The 25,738-nt window shown below is 65.4% G+C and carries 28 protein-coding genes and 2 pseudogenes; all 30 read left to right on the forward strand.

Going from position 1 to position 25,738, the window contains the following annotated elements; all coding sequences use genetic code 11:
• Positions 1-41: 41 nt before the first annotated feature.
• Complete coding sequence (locus tag ACWHMB_RS17445) at positions 42-836, forward strand: PFL_4669 family integrating conjugative element protein (RefSeq protein ID WP_187725685.1); 795 nt, start codon at positions 42-44, stop codon at positions 834-836.
• On the forward strand, positions 833-1,360 hold the full coding sequence (locus ACWHMB_RS17450) for a DUF3158 family protein (RefSeq protein WP_377483541.1): 528 nt from the start codon (positions 833-835) through the stop codon (positions 1,358-1,360). Before ACWHMB_RS17445 ends, ACWHMB_RS17450 begins: the two co-directional genes overlap by 4 nt.
• A gap of 73 nt (positions 1,361-1,433) precedes the next feature.
• Positions 1,434-1,886, forward strand: a complete 453-nt coding sequence (locus ACWHMB_RS17455) for a single-stranded DNA-binding protein (protein WP_003120036.1) — start codon at positions 1,434-1,436, stop codon at positions 1,884-1,886.
• Positions 1,887-2,162: 276 nt separating this feature from the next.
• On the forward strand, positions 2,163-4,187 hold the full coding sequence (locus ACWHMB_RS17460; RefSeq protein WP_447648654.1) for a DNA topoisomerase III: 2,025 nt from the start codon (positions 2,163-2,165) through the stop codon (positions 4,185-4,187).
• 531 nt (positions 4,188-4,718) lie between these two features.
• The gene (locus tag ACWHMB_RS17465; RefSeq protein WP_377483535.1) at positions 4,719-6,329 is read left to right on the forward strand and encodes a DNA cytosine methyltransferase; all 1,611 of its coding nucleotides are present in this window, start codon (positions 4,719-4,721) and stop codon (positions 6,327-6,329) included.
• 243 nt (positions 6,330-6,572) lie between these two features.
• Positions 6,573-7,130, forward strand: coding sequence for a hypothetical protein (locus ACWHMB_RS17470; protein ID WP_058064719.1), 558 nt, complete (start codon positions 6,573-6,575; stop codon positions 7,128-7,130).
• Between the two features lie 334 nt (positions 7,131-7,464).
• Positions 7,465-7,686 (forward strand): hypothetical protein, encoded by a 222-nt coding sequence (locus ACWHMB_RS17475; protein ID WP_003120032.1) that lies wholly within the window; start codon positions 7,465-7,467, stop codon positions 7,684-7,686.
• A 21-nt stretch (positions 7,687-7,707) separates the two neighbouring features.
• Complete coding sequence (locus ACWHMB_RS17480) at positions 7,708-8,100, forward strand: hypothetical protein (RefSeq protein ID WP_377483533.1); 393 nt, start codon at positions 7,708-7,710, stop codon at positions 8,098-8,100.
• A gap of 181 nt (positions 8,101-8,281) precedes the next feature.
• The gene (locus tag ACWHMB_RS17485) at positions 8,282-8,968 is read left to right on the forward strand and encodes a hypothetical protein (protein WP_060784113.1); all 687 of its coding nucleotides are present in this window, start codon (positions 8,282-8,284) and stop codon (positions 8,966-8,968) included.
• Between the two features lie 83 nt (positions 8,969-9,051).
• A complete protein-coding gene (locus ACWHMB_RS17490; RefSeq protein ID WP_060784112.1) occupies positions 9,052-9,789 on the forward strand; it encodes a DUF5983 family protein in 738 nt (245 codons plus the stop codon).
• Between the two features lie 97 nt (positions 9,790-9,886).
• A complete protein-coding gene (locus tag ACWHMB_RS17495; protein WP_060784111.1) occupies positions 9,887-10,165 on the forward strand; it encodes a hypothetical protein in 279 nt (92 codons plus the stop codon).
• 284 nt (positions 10,166-10,449) lie between these two features.
• Complete coding sequence (locus ACWHMB_RS17500; protein ID WP_060784110.1) at positions 10,450-11,262, forward strand: hypothetical protein; 813 nt, start codon at positions 10,450-10,452, stop codon at positions 11,260-11,262.
• 120 nt (positions 11,263-11,382) lie between these two features.
• Positions 11,383-11,736, forward strand: a complete 354-nt coding sequence (locus ACWHMB_RS17505) for a DUF3085 domain-containing protein (protein ID WP_059371674.1) — start codon at positions 11,383-11,385, stop codon at positions 11,734-11,736.
• Between the two features lie 362 nt (positions 11,737-12,098).
• Positions 12,099-13,028: a DUF3577 domain-containing protein gene (locus ACWHMB_RS17510; protein ID WP_060784109.1), complete on the forward strand. Its 930-nt coding sequence runs from the start codon at positions 12,099-12,101 to the stop codon at positions 13,026-13,028.
• Positions 13,029-13,084: 56 nt separating this feature from the next.
• On the forward strand, positions 13,085-13,774 hold the full coding sequence (locus ACWHMB_RS17515) for a DUF3275 family protein (protein ID WP_377483530.1): 690 nt from the start codon (positions 13,085-13,087) through the stop codon (positions 13,772-13,774).
• Positions 13,775-13,866: 92 nt separating this feature from the next.
• Positions 13,867-14,208: a hypothetical protein gene (locus tag ACWHMB_RS17520; RefSeq protein ID WP_377483528.1), complete on the forward strand. Its 342-nt coding sequence runs from the start codon at positions 13,867-13,869 to the stop codon at positions 14,206-14,208.
• A gap of 106 nt (positions 14,209-14,314) precedes the next feature.
• Positions 14,315-14,722: a hypothetical protein gene (locus ACWHMB_RS17525; protein WP_011804742.1), complete on the forward strand. Its 408-nt coding sequence runs from the start codon at positions 14,315-14,317 to the stop codon at positions 14,720-14,722.
• A 16-nt stretch (positions 14,723-14,738) separates the two neighbouring features.
• Positions 14,739-14,999, forward strand: coding sequence for a hypothetical protein (locus ACWHMB_RS17530; RefSeq protein ID WP_003098905.1), 261 nt, complete (start codon positions 14,739-14,741; stop codon positions 14,997-14,999).
• 76 nt (positions 15,000-15,075) lie between these two features.
• Positions 15,076-15,723 carry a hypothetical protein gene (locus ACWHMB_RS17535; RefSeq protein ID WP_003098901.1) on the forward strand — a complete coding sequence of 216 codons (648 nt, stop codon included), beginning with the start codon at positions 15,076-15,078 and terminating at the stop codon, positions 15,721-15,723.
• Positions 15,724-15,763: 40 nt separating this feature from the next.
• A complete protein-coding gene (locus tag ACWHMB_RS17540) occupies positions 15,764-16,897 on the forward strand; it encodes a DUF6094 domain-containing protein (RefSeq protein ID WP_377483562.1) in 1,134 nt (377 codons plus the stop codon).
• A gap of 50 nt (positions 16,898-16,947) precedes the next feature.
• A complete protein-coding gene (locus tag ACWHMB_RS17545) occupies positions 16,948-17,268 on the forward strand; it encodes a hypothetical protein (RefSeq protein ID WP_060784102.1) in 321 nt (106 codons plus the stop codon).
• Between the two features lie 90 nt (positions 17,269-17,358).
• Positions 17,359-17,664 (forward strand): hypothetical protein, encoded by a 306-nt coding sequence (locus ACWHMB_RS17550; protein WP_377483524.1) that lies wholly within the window; start codon positions 17,359-17,361, stop codon positions 17,662-17,664.
• A 136-nt stretch (positions 17,665-17,800) separates the two neighbouring features.
• A pseudogene (locus ACWHMB_RS17555) lies at positions 17,801-19,864 on the forward strand (DEAD/DEAH box helicase); the annotation flags it as partial.
• 600 nt (positions 19,865-20,464) lie between these two features.
• Complete coding sequence (gene ltrA, locus ACWHMB_RS17560; protein ID WP_377483522.1) at positions 20,465-22,174, forward strand: group II intron reverse transcriptase/maturase; 1,710 nt, start codon at positions 20,465-20,467, stop codon at positions 22,172-22,174.
• Positions 22,175-22,256: 82 nt separating this feature from the next.
• Positions 22,257-22,490 (forward strand): annotated as a pseudogene (locus tag ACWHMB_RS17565) (DEAD/DEAH box helicase); the annotation flags it as partial.
• A gap of 136 nt (positions 22,491-22,626) precedes the next feature.
• Positions 22,627-23,226 (forward strand): PFGI-1 class ICE element type IV pilus protein PilL2, encoded by a 600-nt coding sequence (gene pilL2 / locus ACWHMB_RS17570; RefSeq protein WP_042113999.1) that lies wholly within the window; start codon positions 22,627-22,629, stop codon positions 23,224-23,226.
• Positions 23,223-23,867, forward strand: coding sequence for a hypothetical protein (locus tag ACWHMB_RS17575; protein WP_043496221.1), 645 nt, complete (start codon positions 23,223-23,225; stop codon positions 23,865-23,867). The genes pilL2 and ACWHMB_RS17575 overlap by 4 nt, the downstream gene beginning before the upstream one ends.
• 12 nt (positions 23,868-23,879) lie before the next feature.
• The gene (locus tag ACWHMB_RS17580) at positions 23,880-24,620 is read left to right on the forward strand and encodes a TIGR03759 family integrating conjugative element protein (protein ID WP_003090146.1); all 741 of its coding nucleotides are present in this window, start codon (positions 23,880-23,882) and stop codon (positions 24,618-24,620) included.
• Positions 24,602-25,192, forward strand: coding sequence for a transglycosylase SLT domain-containing protein (locus ACWHMB_RS17585; RefSeq protein WP_377483518.1), 591 nt, complete (start codon positions 24,602-24,604; stop codon positions 25,190-25,192). Before ACWHMB_RS17580 ends, ACWHMB_RS17585 begins: the two co-directional genes overlap by 19 nt.
• The gene (locus ACWHMB_RS17590) at positions 25,189-25,737 is read left to right on the forward strand and encodes an integrating conjugative element protein (protein ID WP_023114007.1); all 549 of its coding nucleotides are present in this window, start codon (positions 25,189-25,191) and stop codon (positions 25,735-25,737) included. Before ACWHMB_RS17585 ends, ACWHMB_RS17590 begins: the two co-directional genes overlap by 4 nt.
• Position 25,738: the final 1 nt, after the last annotated feature.

The following is a 25,738-nucleotide window of genomic DNA, read 5'->3' on the forward strand; positions in this document are numbered from 1 at the left end:
GCCGAAGCTGGCCGCTCCTTTTCCCACAACGAGCGGACACCATGGCAACCAACAACGAACCTTTGCAACTCAACCTCGGCTCCCTGCGCAGCGCAATGTCGCTGACGCTGCACACCCACCACGCCTCGCGCATCTGGCATGGCCGCGCCGCCGCCGAGGGGCGACCGGGCATCGTCGGCCTGAACGGCTACATCGCCGTCATGAACAAAATGAAGCGCGGCTCGGAGCAGGACGACCCGTACAGCGACTGGTGGATGCTGCGCATCGAGGACAAGCTCGACCAGACCAAGACCACGCTGCAGACGCTGCGCGAACAGGTGGACCAGGCCCTGGCCGGCGTGCCCGCCGCGTTGACCCTGGGCGAGAACCTCAACGTGCAGCCCGTCAAGCTGCCGCTGTTCGTCAATGCGCAGTTGGGCTTTGCCGCTGTCTATCTCCTGGCCGACTACGACGACATCGCGCGCAAGCTGATCCTCGCCCACCACACCGCGCTGATCGACCGCAGCACCTTAGAGCGCTGGCTCAACGAGGGCGCGCACGCGCTGCGCAGCCTGTTCTCGCTGGCCCAGCAGTATCGCTATTCGGGCTGCACCCGCGACGATTTCGCGGCGAAGAATGCCGCAGCGCGGGCCGCGCTGGAGAAGTTCGGCGAGTTGCCGCAGGACGTGCTCGAAGGCACGCGCCGCTCGAAGTTTGCGCCACCCATCGTGCGCCGTGGTCTGCAACAGCGCGGTGAGAGTCCTGCCGCAGCCGCTACCAGCGTCGATGGTGATGCGGCCGCTGCTGCCGACCCATCCGAAAACGCAGCCACTGCCGGCGAGGACGAATCCGCATGAGCGATCTGAACCAGCCGACCCGCTACTTCCGGGGCCTGCAACAGGGAGCCTTCATGCGCCTGGAACACGCGGCCTCTCTAAAAGGCCTTTTAAAGCCTTTTAAAGGTAAAGGGGACTTGGAGGCCTGGGCCGGCCAGTGCTTCGCCATGCGCGACGAGTTGATCGGCCTGGCGCAGCGACAAGTGCTGCAACAGGCCAGTGGGCATCCCTTCCACCTGCTGCCCGTGGAACTGGCCCAGCAGACCACTGGCGCGGGAACGACGTTCCTGCGCTGGCGCAGGCACGACCGCTCGGCCATGGGCGTGGCCCTGTGGCAGGAGCTGATGGCGAGCACCAGCACGCCGGTCAACCTGCTGGCCGACCTGCACGCGATCGAGCTGCAGCGCATCACGCTGAACATGCAGATCAGCCTGTTGCACACCCTGGGCAAGCAGGCGCAGGAGTGCGCCAGCAAGGCCGCCGAGGCGGAAGACGCCTACCTGCGCCGGCTCACGTCCTTTCCCGCCGCAATGCGCGATCGGTGATTGCGCCGGGCATCCCAGCACGCGCCCGGCGCCGACCAGGTGCGGGTATTTCAACCACCAAGGAGATTGCAACATGAGCACGCATTTTTCGGGCGAAGGCAACATCGGCTCGCCCCCCGAGTACCGGGAGTTCCCCAACGGCAACGACGAACCGCGGCGCTTGTTGCGGCTGAACGTGTATTTCGACAACCCCGTTCCCACCAAGGGCGGCGACTATGAGGATCGCGGCGGCTTCTGGGCGCCGGTGGAAATCTGGCACCGCGACGCCGCGCACTGGAAGGACCTCTACCAGAAAGGCATGCGCGTGCTGGTTGTCGGCCGCATGGAGCGCGAACCCTGGACGGACAACGAGGATCAGCCGCGCGAGACCTGGCAGATCAACGCACGCAGCGTCGGCATCCTGCCGTTCCGCATCGAGTCCGTCGTCCTGAGCCCCAAATCGCAGGAGACCGCACAGGACGCGCAGCCCAAGCCCCAGGCCGCCCAGGAACCGGCTGCGCCGAAGGAGCCCAAGCGCAGGAAGTGATCCGGCGGGGGGGCGGCCGCAGTACGTTGCCGCCCCCCATGTCCTCGCGAGCTATCCCCAGGGGATAGCGCCACCAGCGTCCACCGGCTTCCACGCGCTCCCGAACATCGCGGCTCCCGACTCGCACATCGCCGGCCGCACGCCATCCCCGCCGCAGCCATCCCATCTCGTGAAAGCGGTCGCCGCCGCATGCGGCTTGTTTGCTGCTGCCCCAACAGGCGCTCGGCATCCTCGATCCCAGCAACTCCATGAACAACGGGAAGCGGATGGACGGACATGCGGCTGTTTCTGTGCGAGAAGCCCTCCCAGGGCAAAGACATCGGCCGGATTCTCGGCGCCACGCAGCGCGGTGAAGGCTGCCTCAACGGTTCCGGCGTCACGGTTACCTGGTGCATCGGCCATCTCGTCGAAGCGGCAGCACCCGAGGTCTATGACGCGGCGCTTAAGCGCTGGTCGCTGGAGCAGTTGCCCATCATTCCCCAGCAGTGGCGGGTCGAGGTCAAGCCGAAGACCGCCATGCAATTCAAGGTTGTCAAAGCGCTTCTGGCGAAGGCGACCCATCTCGTCATTGCCACCGATGCCGACCGCGAGGGCGAACTGATCGCCCGCGAGATCATCGACCTGTGCGGATACCGCGGCCCCATCGAACGGCTGTGGCTGTTGGCGCTCAACGATGCGTCCATCCGCACCGCGCTCGCCAAGCTGCGGCCCTCGGCCGAGACGCTGCCGATGTATTACTCGGCGCTGGCGCGCTCGCGCGCCGACTGGCTTGTGGGCATGAACCTCAGCCGGCTGTTCACCGTGCTCGGGCGGCAGGCCGGCTACGACGGCGTGCTGTCGGTCGGGCGTGTGCAGACCCCGACGCTCAAACTCGTGGTGGACCGCGACCGAGAGATCGCGGCCTTCGTGTCCGTGCCGTACTGGGCCATCGACGTGTCCCTGTCCGCAGGCGGTCAGACGTTCACCGCGCAGTGGGTGGCACCCGATGCCAGCACCGACGCCGCCGGCCGCTGCCTGCAGCAGCCCGTCGCACAGCAGGCCGCGCAGCAGATCCGCGCCGCGGGCAGTGCCCAGGTGGTGTCGGTCGAGACCGAGCGCGTGCGCGAAGGCCCGCCGCTGCTGTTCGACCTGGGCACCTTGCAGGAAGTCTGTTCCAAGCAGCTTGGGCTGGACGTGCAGGAAACCTTGGAGATCGCCCAGGCCCTGTACGAGACGCACAAGGCCACGACGTACCCGCGCTCGGATTCGGGCTACCTGCCCGAAAGCATGTTCGCCGAAGTGCCCACGGTCCTTGACAGCCTGCTCAAGACCGATCCCACGCTGGCCCAGATCATGGGCCAGCTCGACCGCACCCAGCGCTCGCGCGCCTGGAACAACGGCAAGATGACGGCGCACCACGGCATCATCCCGACGCTCGAACCCGCGAATCTCTCCGCCATGAGCGAGAAGGAACGGGCGGTGTACCGGCTGATCCGGGCACATTACCTGGCCCAGTTCCTCCCGCACCACGGGTTCGACCGCACCGTGGCGGATCTCTCCTGCGGCCAGCAGAAGCTGGTGGCCACGGGCAAGCAGGTCGTCGTCAAGGGCTGGCGCCTGGTGCTGGCCGAGCCCGAACTTGAAGGCGGAGCTGATGAGGACGGCGACGCCTCTGCACGCAGCCAGGTACTACCCGCGTTGCGCGAAGGGATGGCATGCCAGATCGCCGGGGCCGACATCAAGGCACTCAAGACGATGCCACCCAAGCCCTATACCCAGGGCGAACTGGTCAAGGCGATGAAGGGTGTTGCGCGTTTCGTGACTGACCCGCGCCTGAAGCAGAAGCTGAAGGACACGACGGGCATCGGTACCGAGGCGACGCGGGCCAACATCATCAGCGGGCTGATCGCCCGCGGCTATATCGTGAAGAAGGGGCGCTCCATCCGCGCATCGGATGCGGCGTTCACGCTGATCGACGCCGTGCCCGCGGCGATTGCCGACCCCGGCACCACCGCCGTCTGGGAACAGGCGCTGGACATGATCGAGGGCGGACAACTCACCCTGGACGTGTTCATCGGCAAGCAGGCCGCCTGGATTTCGCAGTTGATCGCGCAGTACAGCACCACGTCCCTGTCCATCAAGATTCCCCACGGGCCGGCTTGTCCGCAGTGCGGCGCACCCACGCGCCAGCGCACCGGCAAGAGCGGCCCGTTCTGGTCGTGCAGTCACTACCCCGACTGCAAAGGCACGCTGCCGGTGGAGACCGGCACGTCCAGGCGTGGTGCCTCGCGTCCACGCAAGAGCGGCCGCAAGGGCGCCTGACCGACCCCGTTCCCCGTGAGCCGTGCCCGCCATCGGCGGCGTGGCCCGTGTCCCGCATGCCCTGCGGGACGCCCAGCGCGCAACGCCTTCTTGATCCGTGTGCGCGTCCCGTCCGGCCGTCCCCGGCCGTGGGACCTGAAGGTGGCTTCTCCGCGAACCGCACCCCGCGCGTTCTCCTCGTCTGCATTCCTTCCGCCCTCTGCGAAGGGTCCCCCGATGGCTTGCCTGTGCGAGCCACCCGGAGACCCTTCGCGGTCAGCGGTATTCGGTGCCGGTGCCCGCCGGCGCAAAAACGGGCTCCCTTTGTGCGCGGATGTGCGCCAGACGATGCCGGCCCCAGCCACGACATGGGCCGGGTGTGATTGCTGGATGAGCAGACGGTTCTAGCGACGACCGGGCCTGCCAATCAGCCCACGGGTGGTTCTTCTTTCCTCCCGAGCCGAAGGCCCCTGGGGCCTTCGGCGCCTTTCTCCTGCCTTTCAACGCCCCGGCCAGGGCGATGGCCCTGCGCCATACGAACAGGAGACCGACATGCACCCGAATCTTTGCGCACCGCCGCGCAATACGCCGCTGCTCTACGGCAGCGTCTGCAGCGGCATCGAGGCCGTGAGCCTCGCCTGGCAACCGCTCGGCCTCGAAGCCGCGTGGTTCGCCGAGATCGAGCCGTTCCCGAGCGCTGTGCTCGCCCACCGTTACCCCCGCGTGCCCAACCTGGGCGACATGACCGCGATCGCCCGCCAGGTCCGCGCCGGCACCGTTCCTGCGCCCGACATCCTGGTCGGCGGCACGCCGTGCCAGTCGTTCAGCGTGGCCGGCGCGCGCCAGGGGCTGAACGACCCCCGTGGTGCCTTGACCCTTGCCTATGTGGAGCTTGCAAATGCCATCGACCAAACCCGCCACCAAGACCGCCGCCCGGCGGCAACGCTCGTCTGGGAAAACGTCCCCGGCGTCCTCAGCGACCGCAGCAACGCCTTCGGGCACTTCCTGGGAGCACTGGCCGGAGAAAGCCGTGCGCTCGAACCGCCAGGGCAAAAATGGGCGCACGCAGGTTGTGTGTCTGGACCCCGGCGCCGCATCGCCTGGCGCGTGCTCGATGCTCAACATTTCGGCGTCGCCCAACGGCGCCGTCGCGTGTTTCTTGTGGCAAGTGGTGGAGGTGGCGTCGATCCCGCCGAGGTACTTTTTGAGTGCGACGGCGTGCGCTGGGATTCTTCGCCGGGCTTCGCGCCGTGGCAAGACGCTGCCGGCGCTGCTGGATCGGGCGCTGCGGCAGCAGGCGGGTATTCTGGATATGCAGGACTGAAGCAGCCCTACGGCAAGGCCACGGTGACGTTCGGATTCGGTGGGGGCAACACCGCAGGACCCATCGACGTCGCGGCCTGCCTGACCGCGGCGCCCGGCCCGAAGAACGACTTCGAGGTCGAGACCTTAGTGGCGCAGTCCATCGCGGGCAGCATCAGCCACACGCTCAGCACCGCCAACGGCGGCAAGGGCTGCAGCGAGGACGGCACCGGCAAGGGCGTGCCGATCATCGCCTTCACCGCACAGGGCTGCGGGGCGGACGCGACGACGAACCATGCACCGACGCTGCGTGCCGGCGGACATCGCCTCAGCCACGCGAACGCCGGCGTGGTGCCGGCCATCGCGTTCGCGCAGAACTCGCGCGGCGAGCTGCGCCTGGAATCCGGCCACGGCCAGCTTGCCGGGACGCTCTCCACGGGTGGCGGCAAGCCGGGCCAGGGCCGGCCGATGGTGGTCGGCGTGGCGCTGCGCGGTCGCACCGAAGGCCTGGCCGCCGAACTGGGCGATGGCGTCTCGACCGCGTTGCGTGCCAGCAGCGGCGGTGCCGACAAGCCCCATGTGCTGGCACCTGACTTCGAGGCACATTTCCGCTACGACTGGAACGACCCCGGCCCGGGCGACTGGTCGCGGTGGCGGGTACGTCGGCTGATGCCTGTGGAGTGCGAGCGGCTGCAAGGCATGCCCGACGACTACACGCTGGTCCCGTACCGCGGCAGGCCCGCCGCCGACGCGCCGCGCTACAAGGCGATCGGCAACTCCATGGCCGTGCCGTGCGTCGCTTGGCTAGGCCAGCGGCTGGCGCAGTGCCTGCACAAGACGGGATCGATCGCTTCGGATTGATGCAAGACGCGGCCGGCGGGTCGCGCGATCCTCCCTCCTGCATTGCCGACGCATCGGCAACAGCCAGCAGCCAGGGTGTCCAGACTGCCGTGGGTTCCGCCCACGCCACCCGCCAGTTCGCCCCGGCATCTCTCCGGCGAACGCTGCCCACCGGGCATCGATGCCACCTTCCTCCAACCCACGGGATGTATGCCGCGTCCCGTCAGGGGCGTGTCGTCAACCCGGTCGATATCAGGACTTCCCATGGACACCATCACCCGACAAGACCGCATCACCCTCAAGAACCTCAAGGTCGCGGATTTCGCGAGCGAGGAAACGCTGTGCTTTACCGCCACCGTCATGTTCGACGGCAGGCCCATCGCCGAAGCCCGCAACGATGGACACGGCGGCTCGACGTTCGTGCGCGCGTTGCAAGGCCAGGCCGCGCTGCTGGCCCAGGCCGAGGAATTCGCCAAGAGCCTGCCGCCGGCATCGCTCGACGTCGAACGCGAGGACGACGAGCCGCTTCTCATCGACATGACGCTCGACTTCCTGGTGGACCAGTTGGCCGATGCCATGCACGCGGAGCGCAAGCTGCGCACCGCGTTCAACCGCGACATCGGCAACAAGGTGCTGTTCATCAAGGACGGCCGGCTGCTGTTCCTCAAGGGCATCAAGCTCAAGGCCATTGCCGACCGCGCAGCGTATTTCGCAAAGCTGCGCAGCCGACAGGACCAGCCCATCGTCATCCTGGCCGAGCTGCCAGCGGACGAGGCATTCGCCATCTGGAAGCAGCATGTCCTGGGCGACAAGCCCCACTGATCCAGCCTCACCGCACCGTCATGACCGCCCCGCACTCGTTGCGGGGCTTTTTCTTTGTCCCTGCGCACATCAATCGGGACGGGACCAGATGCGGATTTCCAACTGACGTGGCGCGGCCCCCCCACGAAGCTGCCCGCATGTTCGCTGATTCGTCAGCACATGCCAGCAGCCAGGGTTTCAGGCTGCCGCGGGGTTCTCTCCGCGCAACCCACCAGTCCGCATCGCATCCATTGCGCGGACGCGCGTTCCCAAGACGCTGATGCTTTTTTTCAACCGCGTGCGGGAGCTGCCATCCCGTGAGGGACAGGGCCCCGCTTTTCCAAGGAGCCCATCCATGTCCCAGCAAGCCTCTTTCGGCCGATTCGGTCAATTGGCCTTGACCTACTGCGGCAAGTTCCTGCCGCTCGAAGTCCTGCACAGCGCCGCCGGCCACTACATCGGCACGCGCGATACCGAAGGTCCCGTCTCGCGGGAATCTCGTGAGTACTTCCGCAGCCATGCCGCAGCTCAACGTGCCCTCGAAAGAGGCGGCTGGTCCCAGCTCGCCATTCCCTGATCCAACTGGAGGAATCACGTCATGAACCAGCTTCTGCCACAGCAAGTTGTCGATCAGATCATGCGGGAAGAGCAGCATTTCGCTGCCGCGCCCCAAGCCTTCTTCGAGGCCTGGAAGCGTGGTGTCGAGATCGCTGGGCCGCAATGGTTTGGCGACGGCACCCGTGAAGGTCTGAATCAGGCCAAGAGCAAGTGGGATCTGCGTCCCGACATGCTGCGCCTCAATGATGCCCTCGGCGTCCTGAGCAGCGGGGAACGCATGTTCCTGTCCGCGATGGTCAGCTTCTACAACGCGCGCGAGGGCGGTGCCATGCTCAAGCGCTGCCACTTCAACGGGCTGTCGGACTTCGACGGCCTCGATCTGCCACGTCGCCAGGTGATCGCCGACCTGCTGCTGAACTACAACGGTTGGTGAGCCGGTCCCCGGCACATCTTCATCACTGCGTTCACGCGACCCCATGAGGGACATGTGCCTCGTTCGAGGCCATGTCCCTCGCGTTTTCTCCCCGCCCAGTGCCCTCCGGCATTAGGCGGTTCCCCTGCGGTTGCCATCGTCCGCAAGGGCTGGCTCCGTTCATTCATCGAAAGGAGCCTTCATGGCCAACAACTACTACGAAGCCACCGGCGTTCTCGTGCTCGACCGTGTGACCCCCGTCATCCAGGCGCTGTTCGGCGCCTTCGCGCTGGACGAGAGCCACCCCGGCAACGGGCAGGCCTACATCGCCCAGATCGCCGAGACCACCAATCCGCAATGGCCGGACGTGCTCGATGGCCAGGAAGACCTGGCCACGCAACTCGGCATTCCGATGCCGGACGACGAAGGTTTGTCGATCCCGCCGCTGCTCGAACTGCTCGCCGTGCACTTCGGTGCCGACGAGGACGAAGAGCTGGGGAACTTGATCGAGCGTCATTCGTTCGAGGACACCGCCGATCTCGACGCATTGTTTCTGATCGCCACCCGGTTCGATGACGGCCACCACCTGACCGCCATCCAGTTCGAGGGATGCTGGTATTGCAGCAAGCCGCGGCTGTTCGAGTTCGGCGGCAGCGGCTGCTACCTGAGCCGCGAGGTCCGCGTCATCAGCTCCTCCTCCCAGGCCCTCCAGCTCGGCGACCAATTGCGCAAGGCCATTGTGGCCGCCGACATCGAAGAGGCCTCGGCCCTGATCGCGCTGGAGACCATCAATCTGCTGGCGGGCGTCAGCGACGAGCCATTCCGCATGAATTTGCGCCGGCGCGTCGCCGAGCGATTGGCCCAAACGCCAACGATCAGCATCACCTGACGCTGTTTCCTTTCTTTCCACCCACCGGGGTCAATTCCCGGTGGCGGGGATTGGCTCCATCATTATTCTGTTGGAGAAATCCCATGTCCCAGAATCCCAATCCCTTTCTACGCGGCTACTGGAATCTGAAGGTCGTCCGCACGCTGTCCATCAGCCACGAGGACGGAAGCCCGCATGTCTGGCGAAACATCCACCCGAGCCAGCAGCACCTCTGCGACGCGGCGCTGGTTTCTTCTCCCTGCATCGTCACCAGCGACTTCGCGGTGGTCAGGACTGGCACCGAACCTGTCGGCGCCGCACTGATCGCCGAATGCGACGCGGCTGAAGGGGTCAGCGGCGAAGGCGTGGTGGGTGCCGTGGTGTACGCGATCCACGGCGACGACTTCGACGGCCGCCCCGTCCACGTCGGCGACACTTATTCGGCCGAGGCCGCACGGGAAGTCGTGCAGCGGTTGAGCTTCGAGACCGGCTACTACAGCCGCTGCTGGGAAATCAGCAGTGCGCACATCAGCCACGAAACCGGCCAGTACCTGGCCAACCTGGCTGACCTCGCGACGCCGGAGGCCCTTTTGTTCGTTGCGTTCCGGGTTCCCTACAGCCCGGCGATCGGCGTCAAGCTGATCTCCACGCCCTGGACGGACCAGCACCTGCAGGACGTCGAGGGGATCACCGCCGAGCAGCTTCGGCAGGAGCACCGCAGCAAGGGCATGCCGGACGACCTGGCACAGATCCTTGAACTGGCCGGCCAGGCCGACGTGCGCATCCTCATCCTCGATGCCGACGCACCCGTGTTGCCGGGCCTATCGCTGGCCGGCGAATAGCTGCCACACACATCCCCGGCCTTCCTTGTCCTCACCGCATGCCGGCCCGGTCTCCCGCCAGAGAGCCGGGCCGGCGCACTTTCACAGGAGCGATCCCATGTTCCCCGACCTCATCACACCCGCATCCGACTTCGAGCACCAGCTTGGAGCCTGCGTCAACGCCATGAGCCAGGACGATGCCATCGGCCAGATCCTGGTCTTCGAGCGCATGCGTGGCGCCCTGCACATGCGCCATATCGCCAGCGCCGACCTGATGAACACCGACATTGACGACTACGACATGGTCGTCTTCGACGGTGGCGATACCAGCGGCGATGCATGGAAACATGTCTTCTTCCCGCGTCAGCGCGAGCACTACTTCGTGTACGAAGCCTGACCCAACCAGCCCCTTCCGAGGGGCTTTTTCTTGACCGCGGCGCCGGAAAGCGGGCGCGGCGCGGTGCGCTTTCCTGCGGGCAGGTCGCCCATTCCGGAAGGCATCCTTGCTCCCATGTTCGTCGGCGTTGCCGACACATGCCCAGGCGGCCGAGACCTTCGAGGCTGCAAGCGCGGGAAGCCGCGCTGGTCGTTTCTTCCTCCGGACGTGCCGCGTCCATCCACCCACAAGGGACCTTTCCCTTGCGGGATAGGAATCCCTTGTTCTTCCTCAAGGAGATTCCCATGGATCGCTCTCTCATCAAGACCCTGATGCCTTCGCTTGTCGCAGGCCATGTGCCCCGCAACGTGCGGTCGTTCAAGTACCGCGTGTTCGATGATCAGCCGCAGTCCTCGATGCTCGGCGTCGCCATCGATCCGAAGCCCTTCGATGGCAAGGTGGTCGCGGTCAACGACGACGCCATCGTCGTCAAGCTCAAGCCCAGCGAGTTCGCGGTGCTCGACCCCAGCCTGGTGACCACCGTTCCCCGCGAAGGCACCAAGGTGCATGTCCAACCGTATGCCCGCCGCCGTTTCGACGGCCTGCGCGCGGACACCCCGGAAGTCATCACCGAGAAAGCTGCGGACGGTACGCCTTACACCATCACGCGCACCATTCTCGGCAAGGCACCCGCCAAGCTGCCCGTCCCCCAGCCGCAGTGCATGGAACTGGGCCAACTCATCGAGCAGATGGAGGAAATGCCGGCACCCGACGGGTTCCGGTGCATCACCCACATGCTGGTCGATGCGGGCGCCCGGGACTTCACCTGGGTCGATCCCACGCCATCCAAGATCATCGAGACGCCTCCGGCGATCAGCTTCACGGTCTCGACCGCGAAGTTCGAGGGCCGGGTCACGGTGTTGTACGACCGCGGGGCCGATGTCTACGTGGTGGAACTGCACCGCGACGGTGAACTGGTCGATCGGCACGACGAGGTGTATTTCGACATGCTCGGCGACGTGCTGGAGCGGCTCATCGACGACGGGCGCTGGCGCCTGATCGACGTGAGCGTGATCGACGCCAAGGCTCCTCGCCGGCGTCAAGCGGCTCCTGCCTGAGTTGCCAGAAAGCCCAGCGGTACTACTGGTCCTTTCACAGCCTACCGGCGACTTCCCCACAAGCCCTCCATCCATTCAGGTGGAGGGCTTTTCTCTCAATCCGTACAGGAGATTGCAATCATGCCACTGCGATTCAGAGGCTCCGATCTTCGTCCCGTGTTGGTCGAGGCCGTTGCCAACCAATGCCGCGTCGTCCTGGCGAAAGACCAGGGCGTGTACTTCCTCGCCGAGCGCGGGGAGCGCCGCCCCGATGGCCGCGTGAAGCTACTGGCCTACGCGGTCGGCTGCGATCCGGAGACCGACCCGTTCGATGACTGGTGGGAACTGGCGCGCACCGAACTGGGAGGCGACGACTTCGGCGAGTTCTTCGACCCGAATGACGGCGTTTTCACACGCATCCTGCACAGCAAGGATGATCTGATGCTGTCCGCCACCGCCACGCATCTGTCGCTGGAGGTGGTGCCATCGGCGTAGTGCAACTAACGCCGTGCAGCCTTCACAGCCCCCACCCGGGGGCTTTCTTTTGTGCCGAGCTGGCTGCGCGGACAAAGGGAAGCGCCCGGATGCCGATTCATGGCTGTCGCGCGCGCGTAGCTCCGCCATGCTGACCCCATGCCTGCTGACGTTGTCAGCGACATGCCAGGCAACCATCGGTCTTCGAGGTTGCGGCGCAGTTCCCACTGCGTGATCGAGCCAGCTCGCACCGCATCCGTTCGCGAGCGGCCATCAGTCTCTGGTGGCGGATGCTTTCGCCTTATCAACCCACCGCGGGGTTACGCACCTTCCCCGCATGCGTGGGCCGGTGTGTCTCCGCTTCATCCCAATGGAGATTCACCATGAACACCACGTCCAACGAGAAATCGTATTTCGACCTCCACACCTCGGGCATCGGCTACATCCAGCGTGTCCGTGAAGTGCCCGTCCGGGGCGGCCGCCGTTCGCAGCCTTTCCTGGCATGCACCATCGCCGCGCTGGTCGGTCCCGCCCGGGACCCCAGCTACCGCTACTTCGACGTCAAGGTCTCGGGTGCCGAGGCCAAGAAGCTCGTTCAGCGCTACATCGGCGTTGACGATCCCAAGCAGCGCCCGCTGGTCCGCTTCCGCCTCGGTGACCTGTGGGGCGATGCGTACATCCGCGACAAGGGTGAGCAGAAAGGTCAGGCCGCCGCGTCCCTCAAGGCGCGACTGCTCAAGGCCGAGCTGATCGAGCGGGCCGAACTGGCTTCGATCGAGCAGCACGAGCTGATCACCCGCGGCATCGGCTACCTCAACCGTCCGAAGGACGTCACCCCCAAGGATGGCGATCCGTTCCTGTCGTGCTGCGTCGCGGCACTGGCCGGGCCTGTCGATGAACCCGAGTATCGGTACTTCGACACCATCGTCGCCACCCCGGAAGCCGAGCATCTGGTTCGCCGATGCGTCCAGGCCATCGAGGGAGACCGCAAGGTGCTGATCGCCTTCCGTCTGAACGACATGAAGATCGATCCGTACATCCGCACCAAGGGCGAGCACGCCGGGGAACCGGCCGCAAGCCTGGAATCGACGCTGGTCCACATCGGTCTCATCAAGATCGACGGCACCCAGGTCTATCCGACGAGCCAGACGCAAGCCGAGACGCCACCGGCCGAAGACGCATCCGCGTCCGAAGCCGACGACGCCATCGACACCGCCGCCAACCCCGCTGCCGACCAGCCTGCCGAGCCCGCCGAGCGCGAGCCCGAGGCGCAAGTCGAGGAGCAGGAGCCGGCATTGGCTGCTTCGTTCTGATCCGGCATGGCCCCTCACGGGGCCTTGCCTTTTCCTATTCCTCAAGGAGAACCATCATGGCAGTCACACCGGCACCCGAGAAATCGGTCGCGCCCATCGTCGTCCCCGGCCAGCTCACGCTGCGCACCATCCGCGGCAAGAACGGCCCGTTCACGGTCGGCCGCCTCGCCACGCACCTCGGTACGTTCGAGGTCAAAGACCCGGAACTGGAGCAGTACCCCGAAGGCAAGTACGACGGGGAATTCATCATCCGCTACATCTTCCCGAAGTCCTACCCGGTCGGGGGCGGCATGCGGTTCGAGATCCGCGCCAGCCTCGACGGGATGACGCTCAATGGCATCGACAAACTGAGCCGCGACGAAGCCCGCAGCTTCGCCACCCAGGACGTCGATCCGCTCGATGAAGAGCAAGGGGCGCAGCCTGCGGCAACGCCGGCCAAGCCCGCCAAGGCATCCAGGCCTGCCAAGCCCGCACCCGTGCAGGCGTCCGCGGACCCGCTGGTCGATACCACGCCCTTCGGCGTGGATGCGCCACCGCCTGCTGCGGCCGCTGCCCCCGGCAGCACCGAAGACGGTGACGCCGCGCTGTTCGGCCTGCTGTGGCCGCTGGGCGAGTCCGTGAAACTGGATTCGACCATCGACCGCCGCACCCTGCGCGCGCAGATCGCCCGCCTGGGCGAGCTGGGCTACGCGCTGGACTTCAAGACGCAGGAGTGGAGCCGCCAGGCCGAACCGCAAGCTGCGTGAGCAGACGCCGCATGCGCGGTGTTCTTCATCCACCCGCCGGGGTTCCTTCCCCATGCGGGGGAGGCCCTGGCCATTTTCTGGAGGTCTCCATCATGTTCACCATCGCTTGCGATACCCCGCGTTCAACGCTGGATGAACCCGCGTGGTGGGAACTCTGCAAGGCGGCCGCCGCACACGCCCAGCGCGGTTGCGGCTTGTCCTACGACCACTACGTGACGCTCTTCAGTTCGGAGATCGACGCACAGGCTAATCGTTTGCCGGATGAGCAGCGTGCTCAGGCTCTCGAAATCGCGGCCCAGGAATGGGACTACGCAACACCTGCCGAACGGCAGGAAACCCAGGACTGGAATGCGGAGCATGGCTATTGCTCGCATGGGATCGAGTTCGGCTGCTGCCCGGCCGGTTGTGATCGCGACGATGACGACTGGGACTAAGGCCAAGGCATAGGTTTTCCTTCGCTGCACCTGCGGCATTCCATCACCCACTGGGGGTTCTTCCCCACGGGGAGGCCTCCAGCTCAACTTTTCGAGGAGGCCTCTCATGGGCTGGTATTTCTCTCCCCAATCGCGGTCTGAACTGATCGCGGAACTGATCGCACCACAGCAGACCGAGCGCGTCAGCGCGAAGGTTATCGCTCACGCATTGCGCGGCAACGTGCTGTGGTCCGTGGTCGAACTGACCGCCAAGGTCGAAGGTGTGCATCGTGATCTCGCGCCGGGCCAGTCCCTGCGCTACATCCGCTGCGATCTGCTGGAACGCAGCGGCAACCAGTGGGGCTACAAGCCGCTGGAAGAGTCCATGCATCCGTACTATTACTCGTGCCCGCTGTCCTATCTGGACCTCGCACCGGAGCAGTCCGCCGACTGGCGTGCAGGCGTTCGCGCCTACCACGCCCGGCGGCGCACACCCACGGCTGTCACGGCACCCGCCGCGGCGCTGTTGGCCTGAGCCAGGAGGAACCGACATGGACCCGATCCTGGCTGCACTCCCGCTCTCGCTGTTGAAGCTCGTTGAAGGCAGTTTGTCCAACGACGAAGTTTCCTCCGACGAGGAAATGCTGGGGTACTTCATCGACAACGGCCTCACCGAGGAGCAGGCACGGCAGGCGCTGACCTACCGCGACCAGTACCTCAACAACATCTACCTGGACGGCTTCACGCCGATCACCGCGGTGGACGAGGCGCTTCACTTCAATCCGCACACCCAACAGTTCGAGCCGGACTGAGCGGTTTTCTTCCACCCCCTGGGGCAGTACTTGCCCCAGCGGGCGGTGCTGTTCCCGTTCATCCGAGGACACCACCATGCCCGCAAACACTTCTTCCACGCTGTACCGCATCGACGAATGCCCGGACGTGATGGCCGACGCCTGCGTCGGCGATGACCAGGGCAACCTGATCTTCCTGTCCATCTGGGCGCGGGACACCGCCGTCCAGCAGTTCCTTGCACGCCTGACCCTCGGGCGCGACGAGCAGGGACTGGACCAGTTCCACGTCATCACCGACCAGGGCGGCAGCGTCCCGGTATTCATCGGCAACGTCGATCGCCTGGAAAAGCGCATCACGCGCGCCTACCGGCGAACGCTGTTCGGTTCGCTGTCCAACGTGTGGCTGTTCGACCGGCGCTGCGTCAAGCCCGACAAGGCCAACGCCAGCGCATTGGCACTGCTGCCACGTGACAGCGCCCACCGGCTTGACCGCCTGTGGATGCTGGTGCGGGACACCTGCCCGTTGCCGCTGCTCGACCACTGGCGCGAGACCGTGCTGGAACTGCTGCAAAGCCGCGAGATGCTGGCCCGCCTTCCGTTCGCCCTCGGGCCGCTGGAAGGCCATCGGCTCGCCATCGACGTGCCGGCGCTGAGCTTGGCGCTGGGCTCCCTGATCCGCAGTGACGCGCTCACCGCCTATCCCTATCCGGCCAAGATTTGGACGCCGGAAGCGGTAGCGGCTTGACCCACCCTCGGAGGCACGCCTTGGCGTGCTTCCGTCATTCATCCCCGCCAACCAGGAGACTTCCATGGCTCTCATGTTCCCGCGGCTCGCCCGCAATTTCGCCAAAAATGGGTACTACCCGACCGACGAACCCACGCTCGAAAGAGCCCTCAACGCACTGATGCCCAGCGACGGGCCGATGTGCATCCTCGATCCCTGCGCCGGTGAAGGCGTGGCAATCGCCGAAGCCTCTCATGCCCTCGGGCGCGAGCAGGTCAAGGCGTTCGCCGTCGAATTCGACGCCGAGCGGGCGCGCCATGCCCGCGGCCTGGTCGATCACTGCCTGCACGCGGACCTGATGGACACGATGATCTCCAAGCAGTCCTTCGGACTACTGTGGCTGAATCCACCGTATGGCGACCTGTCCAAGGACGTCAACGGCAACATCGGCTATCAGGGCCAGGGCCGTGCCCGCCTCGAAAAGCTGTTCTATCAGCGTTCGCTGTCGCTGTTGCAATACGGCGGCGTGCTGGTCTTCATCGTCCCCGGCTACGTGCTCGACGCGGAGCTGGTCGGCTGGTTGACGCGCCACTACACCGATCTGCGTATCTACCGAGCGGTGGAAACGCAGTTCAAGCAGGTGGTGATCTTCGGCCGCCGGGTCCGTCAGCGGGAGCTGGCACCCGATGGCGTCAAGGCCGTGCGCAATCTGCTGCTGCAGGTTGGGCTTGGCGAAGTCGAAGCCGAGGAACTGCCGAGCGAATGGCCGTTCCTGCCGTACATCGTCCCCGCCAGTCCGGCCGAGCCGGAGCATTTCTTCCGCGTGACGATGGAGCCCGAACAGTTCGCCGACGAGGTTGGCCGGCTGCAAGGTCTCTGGCCGTCGCTGGACACGCACCTGGGGGCCGCGCAGCAGTCGCTGCGTCCGCCGGCGCGGGCTTTGTCCCACTGGCATCTCGCCCTGGCTCTGGCCGCGGGCGCGATCTCGGGGGTTGTGCGCTCCAAGACCGGGCGCGTGCTCGTCGTCAAAGGTGACACCCACAAGGACAAGACGCTCCAGCGGGAATTCACCGAACGCGAAGACGGCTCCATCGCCGAGACCCGCATCCTCACCGACAAGTTCGTGCCCGTCATCCGCGCGTGGGACATGACGCCTGGCTCCCCGACACGGGGCGAGGTGTTGACCATTCGCTGATCCACCGGACGCGCTGCCGTCCTGCCGTACCACGTCGAAGGAGAAACACCATGTTCCCCAATCCGTTCAAGCGGCCAGCGCCGCACAAGCAACCGTTGTTCGCACCGAGTACGTTGAAGTTGAGTGAGAAGGTGCATTGGCTGGCTCGAAGAGGCCTGATCGACCCCTTGGCCTATGTCCAGCGCCATGTGCGCGGGGACTGGGGCGAGATCGATGAGGCCACCCGCCAAGCCAACGACGTGGCGATCCAACAGGACAACCTGATGATCTCGCAGTTCAGGATCACGCCGGACCTGGCGCTGATCGTCAAGACCAGCGAGGACCACCAGACCACGGTGGTCCAGCTTCCCGAAGAGCAAGACCTGATCTGACGGCACCACATCGTCATCCTTATCCACCTGACGGAGCCACTTCACTCCGCCAGGGGTGTCGTGGCTCAATGACCCATCAAGGAGGAGCCCATGGCATCGCATCGCATCGAAACCTATTGCCAGCGGCTGGCGTTCCCCATCGGGGCGCTCATCTTCAGCCGAGGCATTGATCGTCTTGTCCGCGCGGGTCGCCTGGACCCGATCCCGTACTTCAGGCGCCACACCCGTGGCGACTGGGGCGACGTCAACATCCAGCAATGGCAGACGAACAGCAGCGCGCTTCAATCGGGTGCGTCGCTGGAATCGCACTACGTGATCCATCCGGGGCTCGCCATTCGCATCGTCACCGATGCGCAGCGCAGCGCTACCGTCATCGTGCTTCCGTCCGAAGACTGAGCACGGTTCACCCGCGGGCACCCAGGCCAGCATCTTCAACCACCTTCGGCCACGCGCCGATTCTCTTCCCACCACGGGGCATGCCACTGCCCCGCTTGGGGGTGGTGCATGCCCCATTTTTCATTGGAGCATCACCATGTCCCTCGATCTCGAAACCACTGCCGCTGACGCCGCGCCCGTACAGGGCGAACTGCTCGACGCGGAATCATCCCCTCTGACCCTGAGCCTTCAGGATTTCGTCGGTGAGTTCGGCGACGAACTGCTCGACTCGCTCAACCGCGCCAACCCGCCGGTCTATACCGGCCAACCGCAGGCGCATCGCCAACTCGTCGTCGCCAGCCTCAAGCGCAAGCTGTTCCAGGCTCAGGCCGAAGTCGTCCATGCCGCCGCCGAGCTGCTGATCGACCGTGGCGAACGCGCCGCGATCGTCAATGGCGAAATGGGCTGCGGCAAGACGACCGTTGGCATCGCCACGGCCGCCGTTCTCAACGCCGAAGGCTACTGCCGCACCCTGGTACTTTCGCCGCCGCACCTTGTTTACAAGTGGCGGCGTGAGAACCAGGAGACGGTGGCAGGCGCCAAGGTCTGGGTGCTCAACGGCCCGGATACGCTGGTCAAACTCATCAAGCTGCGCGAGCAGTTGGGTGTGCAGCCCACGGGCCAGGAGTTCTTTGTCCTGGGGCGCGTGCGGATGCGGATGGGATTCCACTGGAAGCCCGTCTTCACCACGCGGCGCACCCGCCATGGCGACGTGGCAGCGTGCCCTGACTGCGGCACGGTCATCACCGACCTCGACGGCGAGCCGGTCAACCCGGTCGCGCTCGAAGCCGAGGAGTACCGCAGGAAGTGCAGCCATTGCGCCGCGCCCCTGTGGACGCTGATCCGCCCGCGCAGCCTGTCCGGCAGCGACCAGTCCTCGGCCGTGCTGAAAGCCTTGAAGCGCATCCCGACCATCGGGCAAGTCACTGCGCAGAAGCTGATGCAGAAGTTCGGTGACGGGTTCCTGGCGTCGATGCTGGGCGACAACATCCATGAGTTCATCAACCTCATGGACGGCAACGGCGAGCTGGTGTTTTCCGACCGCCAGGCTACGCGCATGGAACGCGCTATGGCCAATATGGAGTTTGGCTTTGGCGAGGGCGGCTACCAGCCGTCCGAGTTCATCAAACGCTACCTGCCGCAAGGCACGTTCGACCTGCTCATCGCCGACGAGGCCCACGAGTACAAGAACGGTGGCAGTGCCCAAGGCCAGGCCATGGGCGTGCTGGCAGCGAAGGCTCGCAAGACCTTGCTGCTGACCGGCACGCTGATGGGCGGCTACGGCGACGATCTGTTCTACCTGCTGTTCCGAGCCCTTCCCGGGCGGATGATCGAAGACGGCTACCGCCCGACCACGAGCGGCAGCATGACCTCGGCCGCGATGGCGTTCATGCGCGATCACGGTGTCTTGAAGGACATTTATTCCGAGAGCACCGGCACGGCGCACAAGACCGCGAAAGGCACGAAAGTCAGTGTCAGAACGGTCAAGGCCCCAGGCTTCGGCCCCAAGGGCGTGTTGCGCTGCATCCTGCCGTTCACGATCTTCCTGAAGCTCAGAGACATCGGCGGCAACGTGCTTCCGCCGTATGACGAAGAGTTCCGTGAGGTCGCAATGGACACGGCGCAAGCCGCGGCCTACCGCGATCTGGCGGGTCGGCTGACCGCGGAGTTGAAACAGGCTCTGGCGCGACGCGATACGACCTTGCTGGGGGTGGTGCTCAACGTGCTGCTGGCCTGGCCGGATTGCTGCTTCCGGTCGGAAACCGTGGTGCATCCGCGCACGCGCAACACCTTGGCGTTCGTCCCGGCTCAGTTCAACGAGTTCGAGATCAGCCCCAAGGAGCGTGAGCTGATCGACACCTGCAAAGAGGAGAAGGCCCAGGGGCGCAAGGTCCTGGCCTATACGGTCTATACCGGCACGCGCGACACGACCAGCCGGTTGAAGGTGCTGCTGGAGCAGGAAGGTTTTCGGGTGGCGGTGCTGCGCGCAAGCGTGGATGCCAGCCGTCGCGAAGACTGGATTGCGGAGCAACTGGATCGTGGCATCGACGTGCTCATCACCAATCCCGAATTGGTCAAGACGGGGTTGGACCTGTTGGACTTCCCGACGATCGTATTCATGCAGTCGGGCTACAACGTGTACGTGCGACCTGAAGTCGCTTGAATGATTGTTTCAACTCTTGGAAAGGAGTGAGGAAACCTGGTGTTCCGCCACCAGTAGCCTACCGATCCATGCGTTGCTGGTAACGGCGGCGTGTGAAGCGATCGGGACAATGTAGCCCGCCGAAAGGCGGCATCGGTTCCGTGAGGAACAGGTGCTATCTGCGAGCATCGATGCGGATGGGAGCTAGGCTTGATGGCATGACCAACGGAAGTGAACTGCTGATAAACATCGTCATGTATGCGCGAGCCAAAGATGCTGACAGGCTCGAACCAAAAGGTGCGCGGTTGGCTAATCCTTTGTACGACTGGGATTACGCGGACATAACGACCGCCGGTGGAAAGGCAGGGTCTAAACCATCATTGTCATTCAAGTGGAACAGGGTAAGCCCGTATCTTCGCCCTCCGGGGCAGGCGAACCGCAAGGAACGTTGTTGAGGATGCGGGTAGAGGAAATGTGGAGAAAGCGAATACCGGACTGTAATGGAACGGATAGGAGTTGAGCCGCAAGGCGACATTACTCCACGCGAAAGCGGGCAGACTTCCACAGTGGTCTTTCTTTACGAAATTGTTTGACGAACCTTCATTGGAGAGAAAGCAAATGACTACGCAAGCTGTTTGCGCGGGTGCGCTCTCCGGCAACTCGGGCGGCTGGCACAGCATCGACTGGACTGGTTGCCATCGGGAAGTCAGGAGGCTGCAAGCGCGCATCGTAAAGGCGACGCAGGAAGGCCGCTGGGGCAAGGTGAAAGCCTTGCAATGGCTGCTGACCCACTCGTTCTCAGGCAAAGCAATGGCCGTGAGGCGGGTGACTGAAAACCAAGGCAAGAAGACTCCGGGCGTGGACAAGGTGGTATGGGACACCCCGGAGAAGAAGTTGCGTGCCATGGGCGACCTGAAGCGCAGGGGCTACCGTCCCGCACCGCTGAAGCGCGTCCACATCCCCAAGGCGAACGGAAAACTCCGGCCGCTCGGTATCCCGACGATGAAGGATCGGGCCATGCAGGCACTCTACCTGCTCGGCTTACTTCCCGTCTCGGAGACCACGGCGGACGGATGCTCCTACGGCTTCCGTCCGGAGCGTTCCGTCGCCGACGCCATTGAACGGTGCTTCAATGCACTGGGACGGCGTGATGCAGCCGAATGGGTACTTGAAGCTGACATCAAGGGATGCTTTGACCATATCAGCCACGACTGGCTTCTGGGCAATGTGCCCATGGACAAGCGCGTGCTGGAAATGTGGTTGAAGTGCGGTTTCATGGAAAAGGCGGTTTGGTCTGCGACCGAGGCAGGAACGCCACAAGGCGGCATCATTTCCCCGACGCTTGCGAACTTCGCTTTGGACGGTCTCGAACAGTTTCTCTCGAAGACCTTCTATCGGACGATGCGGCGCGGGAAGATGGTGCATCCGAAGGTACACCTGATCCGGTATGCAGATGACTTTGTGATCACCGGCAACTCGCAGGAGTTGTTGGTCGGTGAAGTCAAGCCATTGGTGGAGCGGTTCCTTGCAGAACGCGGGCTCACGTTGTCCGCGGAGAAAACCAAGGTGACGCACATCGACGAAGGCTTCGATTTCCTGGGTCAGAACGTGCGCAAGTACGACGGGAAACTGCTGATCAAGCCATCAGCGGCCAACTATTCGGCTTGCGTGAACAAGATTCGGGAGATCGTCAAATCGCACAAGACGGCCAAGCAGGCCACGCTGATCAAGAAGCTGAACCCGGTCATCCAAGGTTGGGCGAACTTCCATCGGCATGTGGTCGCCGCACGTCAGTTCCAGTGTCTGGACCGCGATATTTGGCGCGCACTCTGGCAGTGGGCCAAGCGCCAGCATCCGAACAAGAACTATACGTGGATTCGTGAGCGGTATTTCCATGTGATCGGAAGTCGGACTTGGGCGTTCGCATGCGAACGCGAAGAATGCAACAGCAACGAAAGGCGCTGGATTGAGCTTCGCAGGGCAAGCGACACCAAGATCAAACGGCACACTGTCATCCGCGCGGATGCAAATCCATTCGACCCTGCGTGGGAAACCTACTTCGAGGACCGTATCGGCACCAAGATGAAGGACAACCTCACAGGCCGGAAGCGGCTTCTGCACTTATGGTTGGAACAGGACGGGAAGTGCCCCGTCTGCGGCGAGTCACTTACAAAGGAAAGTGGCTGGCACGTCCATCACATCGTCCGTCGTGTCGATGGTGGTTCCAATCTGCGTGGCAATCTGGTCATGGTTCATCCGAACTGTCACAACCAGATCCACACCCTTGGTCTTGAAGTTGTGAAACCGGCTCCAGCAATGGGGCTTTGAAAGGCTTGAGCCGTATGAGGGGAAACTCTCACGTACGGTTCTTAGGGGAGGATGTGGCGGCAACGCCATGTCCTTACCCGACTCGCTCCAGCAGGCGGCACGCCGCTCCTGGCGCATCGGGCAGAAGCAGCCCGTGCGCGTGATCTACCTCGGCTACGCCGGCTCCTCGCAGATGACCTGCCTGGAGCTGATGGCCAAGAAGATCATGGTCTCGCAGTCCACCTCGGGCGACGTGCCCGAATCTGGGCTCGATGTCCTGAACCAGGACGGCGATTCCGTCGAGGTCGCACTGGCCCGACAGCTCGTCGCCGCATGACACGTTCCACTTACGGCCCTTCGGGGCCGTTTTTTTTCGCTCCCGGCAAATCGGATGCCGTGCGGTTCGCATTGTTTGCTGCCGCATGCAAGCTGACCGGCGATGGTGAGGGCTCGATGTTTCAGGACGCCGAGCTATGTGCCCCTCTCCACCGTGGTTTCACCATCCCGAACGCCGCCTTCTGGCGGGATTTCTCGGCCTGCTGTGGTCGGCGCTGGCGGGCGGCTGCGCAACGACCACGACGCCAGCCGCACCCGATCCCATCGAGGACGTGTCGGCCACGCCGGAAGCCAGCGCACCCGAGTTCATTCCCGTCGTGCGCTACGGCCGCTACACCCTCGTGGAGATGACACCCACTGCAGCGCAGCGCGATCTGCTGATGCAGGTCATCGACGTGGCCATGCCCGAGGACGCCCGAGCCACAGTCGGCGACGGGCTGCGGCATGTACTCAAGCGCAGCGGCTACGGCCTGTGCCAGACCGCGCATGCTGTGATCGAACTGTACGCGCTGCCGTTGCCGGCGGCGCACCTGCACCTCGGCCCCATGACCTTGCGCGATGCGCTGCTCACGCTGGCTGGACCGGCCTGGGAACTGCACGCGGATGACCGCGCACGGCAAATCTGCTTCGAGCGGCCCGGCGACCGCGCGATCGCCGAGCACACATCCGAGCCGCCCGCCACCGAGGCGGTGCAGACGTTCCCGCTGGCGCCCGCGGCTTCGGGAGGCCAGCCATGAATGCCCCGCATCCGGCCCAACGCTCAACCGCCGCGGTTGTCGTACAGAGCCTCTTCTGGCTTTGGCTGATCGGCCTCAGCGTCATCGTGGCACTGGGCTACCTGGCGATGCGCGATCAAACCGACCAGGAGCGCCTAGATTCCCGCCTGCAACGCCTCGAAGCGCAGGCGACTGGCCTGGCCGAGACGATCGAGGCCATCCAGCAGCGCCCAGCCGTCGCAACGGCCGCTGACCTCAAGGACACCCGCCAGATACTGGAAGCACGCGCGGCCCAGGTCGAGAAATCTCTGAGTGGCTACGCAGCGGCCGACGACCTCCAGGCGCTGCGCACGGAGGTCGAGCAGATCAAGGCGCACCAGGCCGCCGCACGTGCCACCGCACCCGCCCAGCCGCGCGCATCGCGCACGCCCGCCGCCTCCAAGACCGAGCCGCCGCCGCTGCCGTTCCGCGTCGTCGGCGCCGAACTGCGCGCCGGCCAGCGCAGCGTGTCCGTCGCGCCGAGCACCGGGGACTTCACGCCCGCCCAACTTCAGGTGCTGCTGCCCGGGGATGCGGTCGGCCCGTGGCGTCTGCAGGCGATCGAGGGCAACACCGCAGTGTTCCAGGCCGGCAACCAGACCCGCCGTGTGGCGATTCCCTGACCGGAGCACCCCATGAAGCCGTCGATCCTCCTTTTCGCGGTCCTGTTGGCGTCGGCGCAATGGCCCGCCTGGGCGCAGCAGCAGCCCGCCACGGCCCCGGCGCGCAATGCGCAAAGCCAGGAGCGCCCGCTGGCCGCCCGCGTGCTGGACGACCGCACGGCCAGCGAATGGGGCCTGCAACCGCAGGAATGGACACGCTACCGCGAGCTGATGGACGGGCCGCTGGGCATCTATTCGCCCAATCTGGACCCGCTGTCCGCCCTGGGCATCGAGGCACGCACCGACGAAGAGCGGCGGCGCTATGCGGAGCTGCAGGTGCAGGTGGAAGCGCGCCGCGTCGAGAAGCTGCTCGCCTACCAGCGCGCCTACGACGAGGCCTGGCAGCGCCTGAACCCCGGCATGCAGCGCGTGAACCTGCCCGACGACAAGCCGGGCGCCGGCACATCCAGCAGTCCCTTGCGCGGCAGCGGCCGCATGGCGGTGTTCGTCAAGGACGGCTGCACGGCCTGCGGGCAGCTCGTGCAGCGCCTGCAATCCTCGGGCGCGGAGTTCGACCTGTACATGGTGGGCAGCCGCCAGGATGACGCGCGCATCCGCGACTGGGCCAAGCGCGCGCAGATCGACCCGGCGCGCGTGCGCGCCGGCAGCATCACGCTCAACCACGACGGCGGCCGCTGGCTGTCGCTGGGCCTGCCTGGCGATCTGCCCGCCGCCGTGCGCGAAGTGAACGGCCAATGGCAGCGCCAGCCGTAGCCATGCCCCTGCGCGCACTGGTGCTCGCTGCCAGCCTGTATGCCGGTGCCGCCCTGGCCCAGGAGGTTCCGCCACCGGCTTACCAACTCGCTGCCCAGCGCGCAGGCATCCCCTCGACCGTGCTCTACGCCGTGGCCTTGCAGGAGAGCGGCATCCGGCGCAACGGACGCATCGTCCCGTGGCCGTGGTCCCTCAACGTCGCAGGCCAATCGCGCCGCTTCGCCACGCGCGCCGACGCCTGCGCCGGATTGCAGCAGGCGATGCGCGCCACGCCGCGCACGCGCATCGACGCAGGCCTGGGCCAGATCAACCTCGGCTACCACAAGCACCGCTTCACGAGCCCGTGCGATCTGTTGGACCCGTACCGCAACCTCGCCATCGCCGCCGAGATCCTGAAGGAGCAGCACACCCCCGGCGAGGACTGGCTGCTGGCGATCGGCCGCTACCACCGCCCCGCGGGCGGCGAGCCCGCCGCCCGCTATCGGCGCAGCGTGTCGCGCCACCTTGCCCGCGTGCAGGGCACGCGCCCAACCGCCGCGGTCCTCGCCGCGCGCCAGGAGACTTCCCCATGACGAAACCCCATCCGGCGCATCTCGCGCTCACGAGCCTGCTCGTGCTGCTGTCAGGCCTGCCGCTGGCCTCGCGCGCCGGCGAGCCGCTGATCGTGGTCGAGGACCGTGGCGGCACGTCGGCGCTGCCGTACTACGAGGCCCTCAACCTCCAGCCGCGCGCCAACGCACCGGCGCGGCCGCCCATCCCGACGCCCCAGGTTCCTGCTACGCCAGCGGACGAAGCCGCGATGCTGCCGGTGCGCAGCGCCAAGCTCACGCCCGGCACCGTCGCGCGACGGGTGATCGAAGCGCCCGGCCTGCGGCCGTTCGTGGTCATCGGCGACGACGAGGCTTCCCGGGCCTGGTTGCAGCGCCGCGCCGCGGCTCTGCGCGAACGCGGCGCGGTCGGCCTGGTGGTCAACGTCGAGACCGCGCAGGGCCTGGCACGGATGCGCGCCCTCGTGCCGGGCGTGCCGCTCGCGCCCGTGGCCGGCGACGACCTGGCCGATCGCCTGGGCCTGCGGCACTACCCGGCGCTGATCACGGCCTCCGGCATCGAGCAATGAA

It is taken from the genome of Ottowia pentelensis (assembly GCF_964341695.1).

Bases quoted from the DNA above. Each gene is read 5' to 3' on its own strand.
- ACWHMB_RS17585 (WP_377483518.1), top strand. From the start codon at position 24,602: ATGGCAGCGCCAGCCGTAGCCATGCCCCTGCGCGCACTGGTGCTCGCT.
- ACWHMB_RS17575 (WP_043496221.1), top strand. From the start codon at position 23,223: ATGAATGCCCCGCATCCGGCCCAACGCTCAACCGCCGCGGTTGTCGTA.
- ACWHMB_RS17500 (WP_060784110.1), top strand. From the start codon at position 10,450: ATGGATCGCTCTCTCATCAAGACCCTGATGCCTTCGCTTGTCGCAGGC.
- ACWHMB_RS17460 (WP_447648654.1), top strand. From the start codon at position 2,163: ATGCGGCTGTTTCTGTGCGAGAAGCCCTCCCAGGGCAAAGACATCGGC.
- ltrA (WP_377483522.1), top strand. From the start codon at position 20,465: ATGACTACGCAAGCTGTTTGCGCGGGTGCGCTCTCCGGCAACTCGGGC.
- ACWHMB_RS17485 (WP_060784113.1), top strand. From the start codon at position 8,282: ATGGCCAACAACTACTACGAAGCCACCGGCGTTCTCGTGCTCGACCGT.
- ACWHMB_RS17470 (WP_058064719.1), top strand. From the start codon at position 6,573: ATGGACACCATCACCCGACAAGACCGCATCACCCTCAAGAACCTCAAG.
- ACWHMB_RS17505 (WP_059371674.1), top strand. From the start codon at position 11,383: ATGCCACTGCGATTCAGAGGCTCCGATCTTCGTCCCGTGTTGGTCGAG.
- ACWHMB_RS17590 (WP_023114007.1), top strand. From the start codon at position 25,189: ATGACGAAACCCCATCCGGCGCATCTCGCGCTCACGAGCCTGCTCGTG.
- ACWHMB_RS17530 (WP_003098905.1), top strand. From the start codon at position 14,739: ATGGACCCGATCCTGGCTGCACTCCCGCTCTCGCTGTTGAAGCTCGTT.
- ACWHMB_RS17480 (WP_377483533.1), top strand. From the start codon at position 7,708: ATGAACCAGCTTCTGCCACAGCAAGTTGTCGATCAGATCATGCGGGAA.
- ACWHMB_RS17455 (WP_003120036.1), top strand. From the start codon at position 1,434: ATGAGCACGCATTTTTCGGGCGAAGGCAACATCGGCTCGCCCCCCGAG.
- ACWHMB_RS17450 (WP_377483541.1), top strand. From the start codon at position 833: ATGAGCGATCTGAACCAGCCGACCCGCTACTTCCGGGGCCTGCAACAG.
- ACWHMB_RS17445 (WP_187725685.1), top strand. From the start codon at position 42: ATGGCAACCAACAACGAACCTTTGCAACTCAACCTCGGCTCCCTGCGC.
- ACWHMB_RS17465 (WP_377483535.1), top strand. From the start codon at position 4,719: ATGCACCCGAATCTTTGCGCACCGCCGCGCAATACGCCGCTGCTCTAC.
- ACWHMB_RS17535 (WP_003098901.1), top strand. From the start codon at position 15,076: ATGCCCGCAAACACTTCTTCCACGCTGTACCGCATCGACGAATGCCCG.
- ACWHMB_RS17545 (WP_060784102.1), top strand. From the start codon at position 16,948: ATGTTCCCCAATCCGTTCAAGCGGCCAGCGCCGCACAAGCAACCGTTG.
- ACWHMB_RS17495 (WP_060784111.1), top strand. From the start codon at position 9,887: ATGTTCCCCGACCTCATCACACCCGCATCCGACTTCGAGCACCAGCTT.
- ACWHMB_RS17550 (WP_377483524.1), top strand. From the start codon at position 17,359: ATGGCATCGCATCGCATCGAAACCTATTGCCAGCGGCTGGCGTTCCCC.
- ACWHMB_RS17475 (WP_003120032.1), top strand. From the start codon at position 7,465: ATGTCCCAGCAAGCCTCTTTCGGCCGATTCGGTCAATTGGCCTTGACC.
- ACWHMB_RS17580 (WP_003090146.1), top strand. From the start codon at position 23,880: ATGAAGCCGTCGATCCTCCTTTTCGCGGTCCTGTTGGCGTCGGCGCAA.
- ACWHMB_RS17490 (WP_060784112.1), top strand. From the start codon at position 9,052: ATGTCCCAGAATCCCAATCCCTTTCTACGCGGCTACTGGAATCTGAAG.
- ACWHMB_RS17520 (WP_377483528.1), top strand. From the start codon at position 13,867: ATGTTCACCATCGCTTGCGATACCCCGCGTTCAACGCTGGATGAACCC.
- ACWHMB_RS17515 (WP_377483530.1), top strand. From the start codon at position 13,085: ATGGCAGTCACACCGGCACCCGAGAAATCGGTCGCGCCCATCGTCGTC.
- pilL2 (WP_042113999.1), top strand. From the start codon at position 22,627: ATGTGCCCCTCTCCACCGTGGTTTCACCATCCCGAACGCCGCCTTCTG.
- ACWHMB_RS17525 (WP_011804742.1), top strand. From the start codon at position 14,315: ATGGGCTGGTATTTCTCTCCCCAATCGCGGTCTGAACTGATCGCGGAA.
- ACWHMB_RS17510 (WP_060784109.1), top strand. From the start codon at position 12,099: ATGAACACCACGTCCAACGAGAAATCGTATTTCGACCTCCACACCTCG.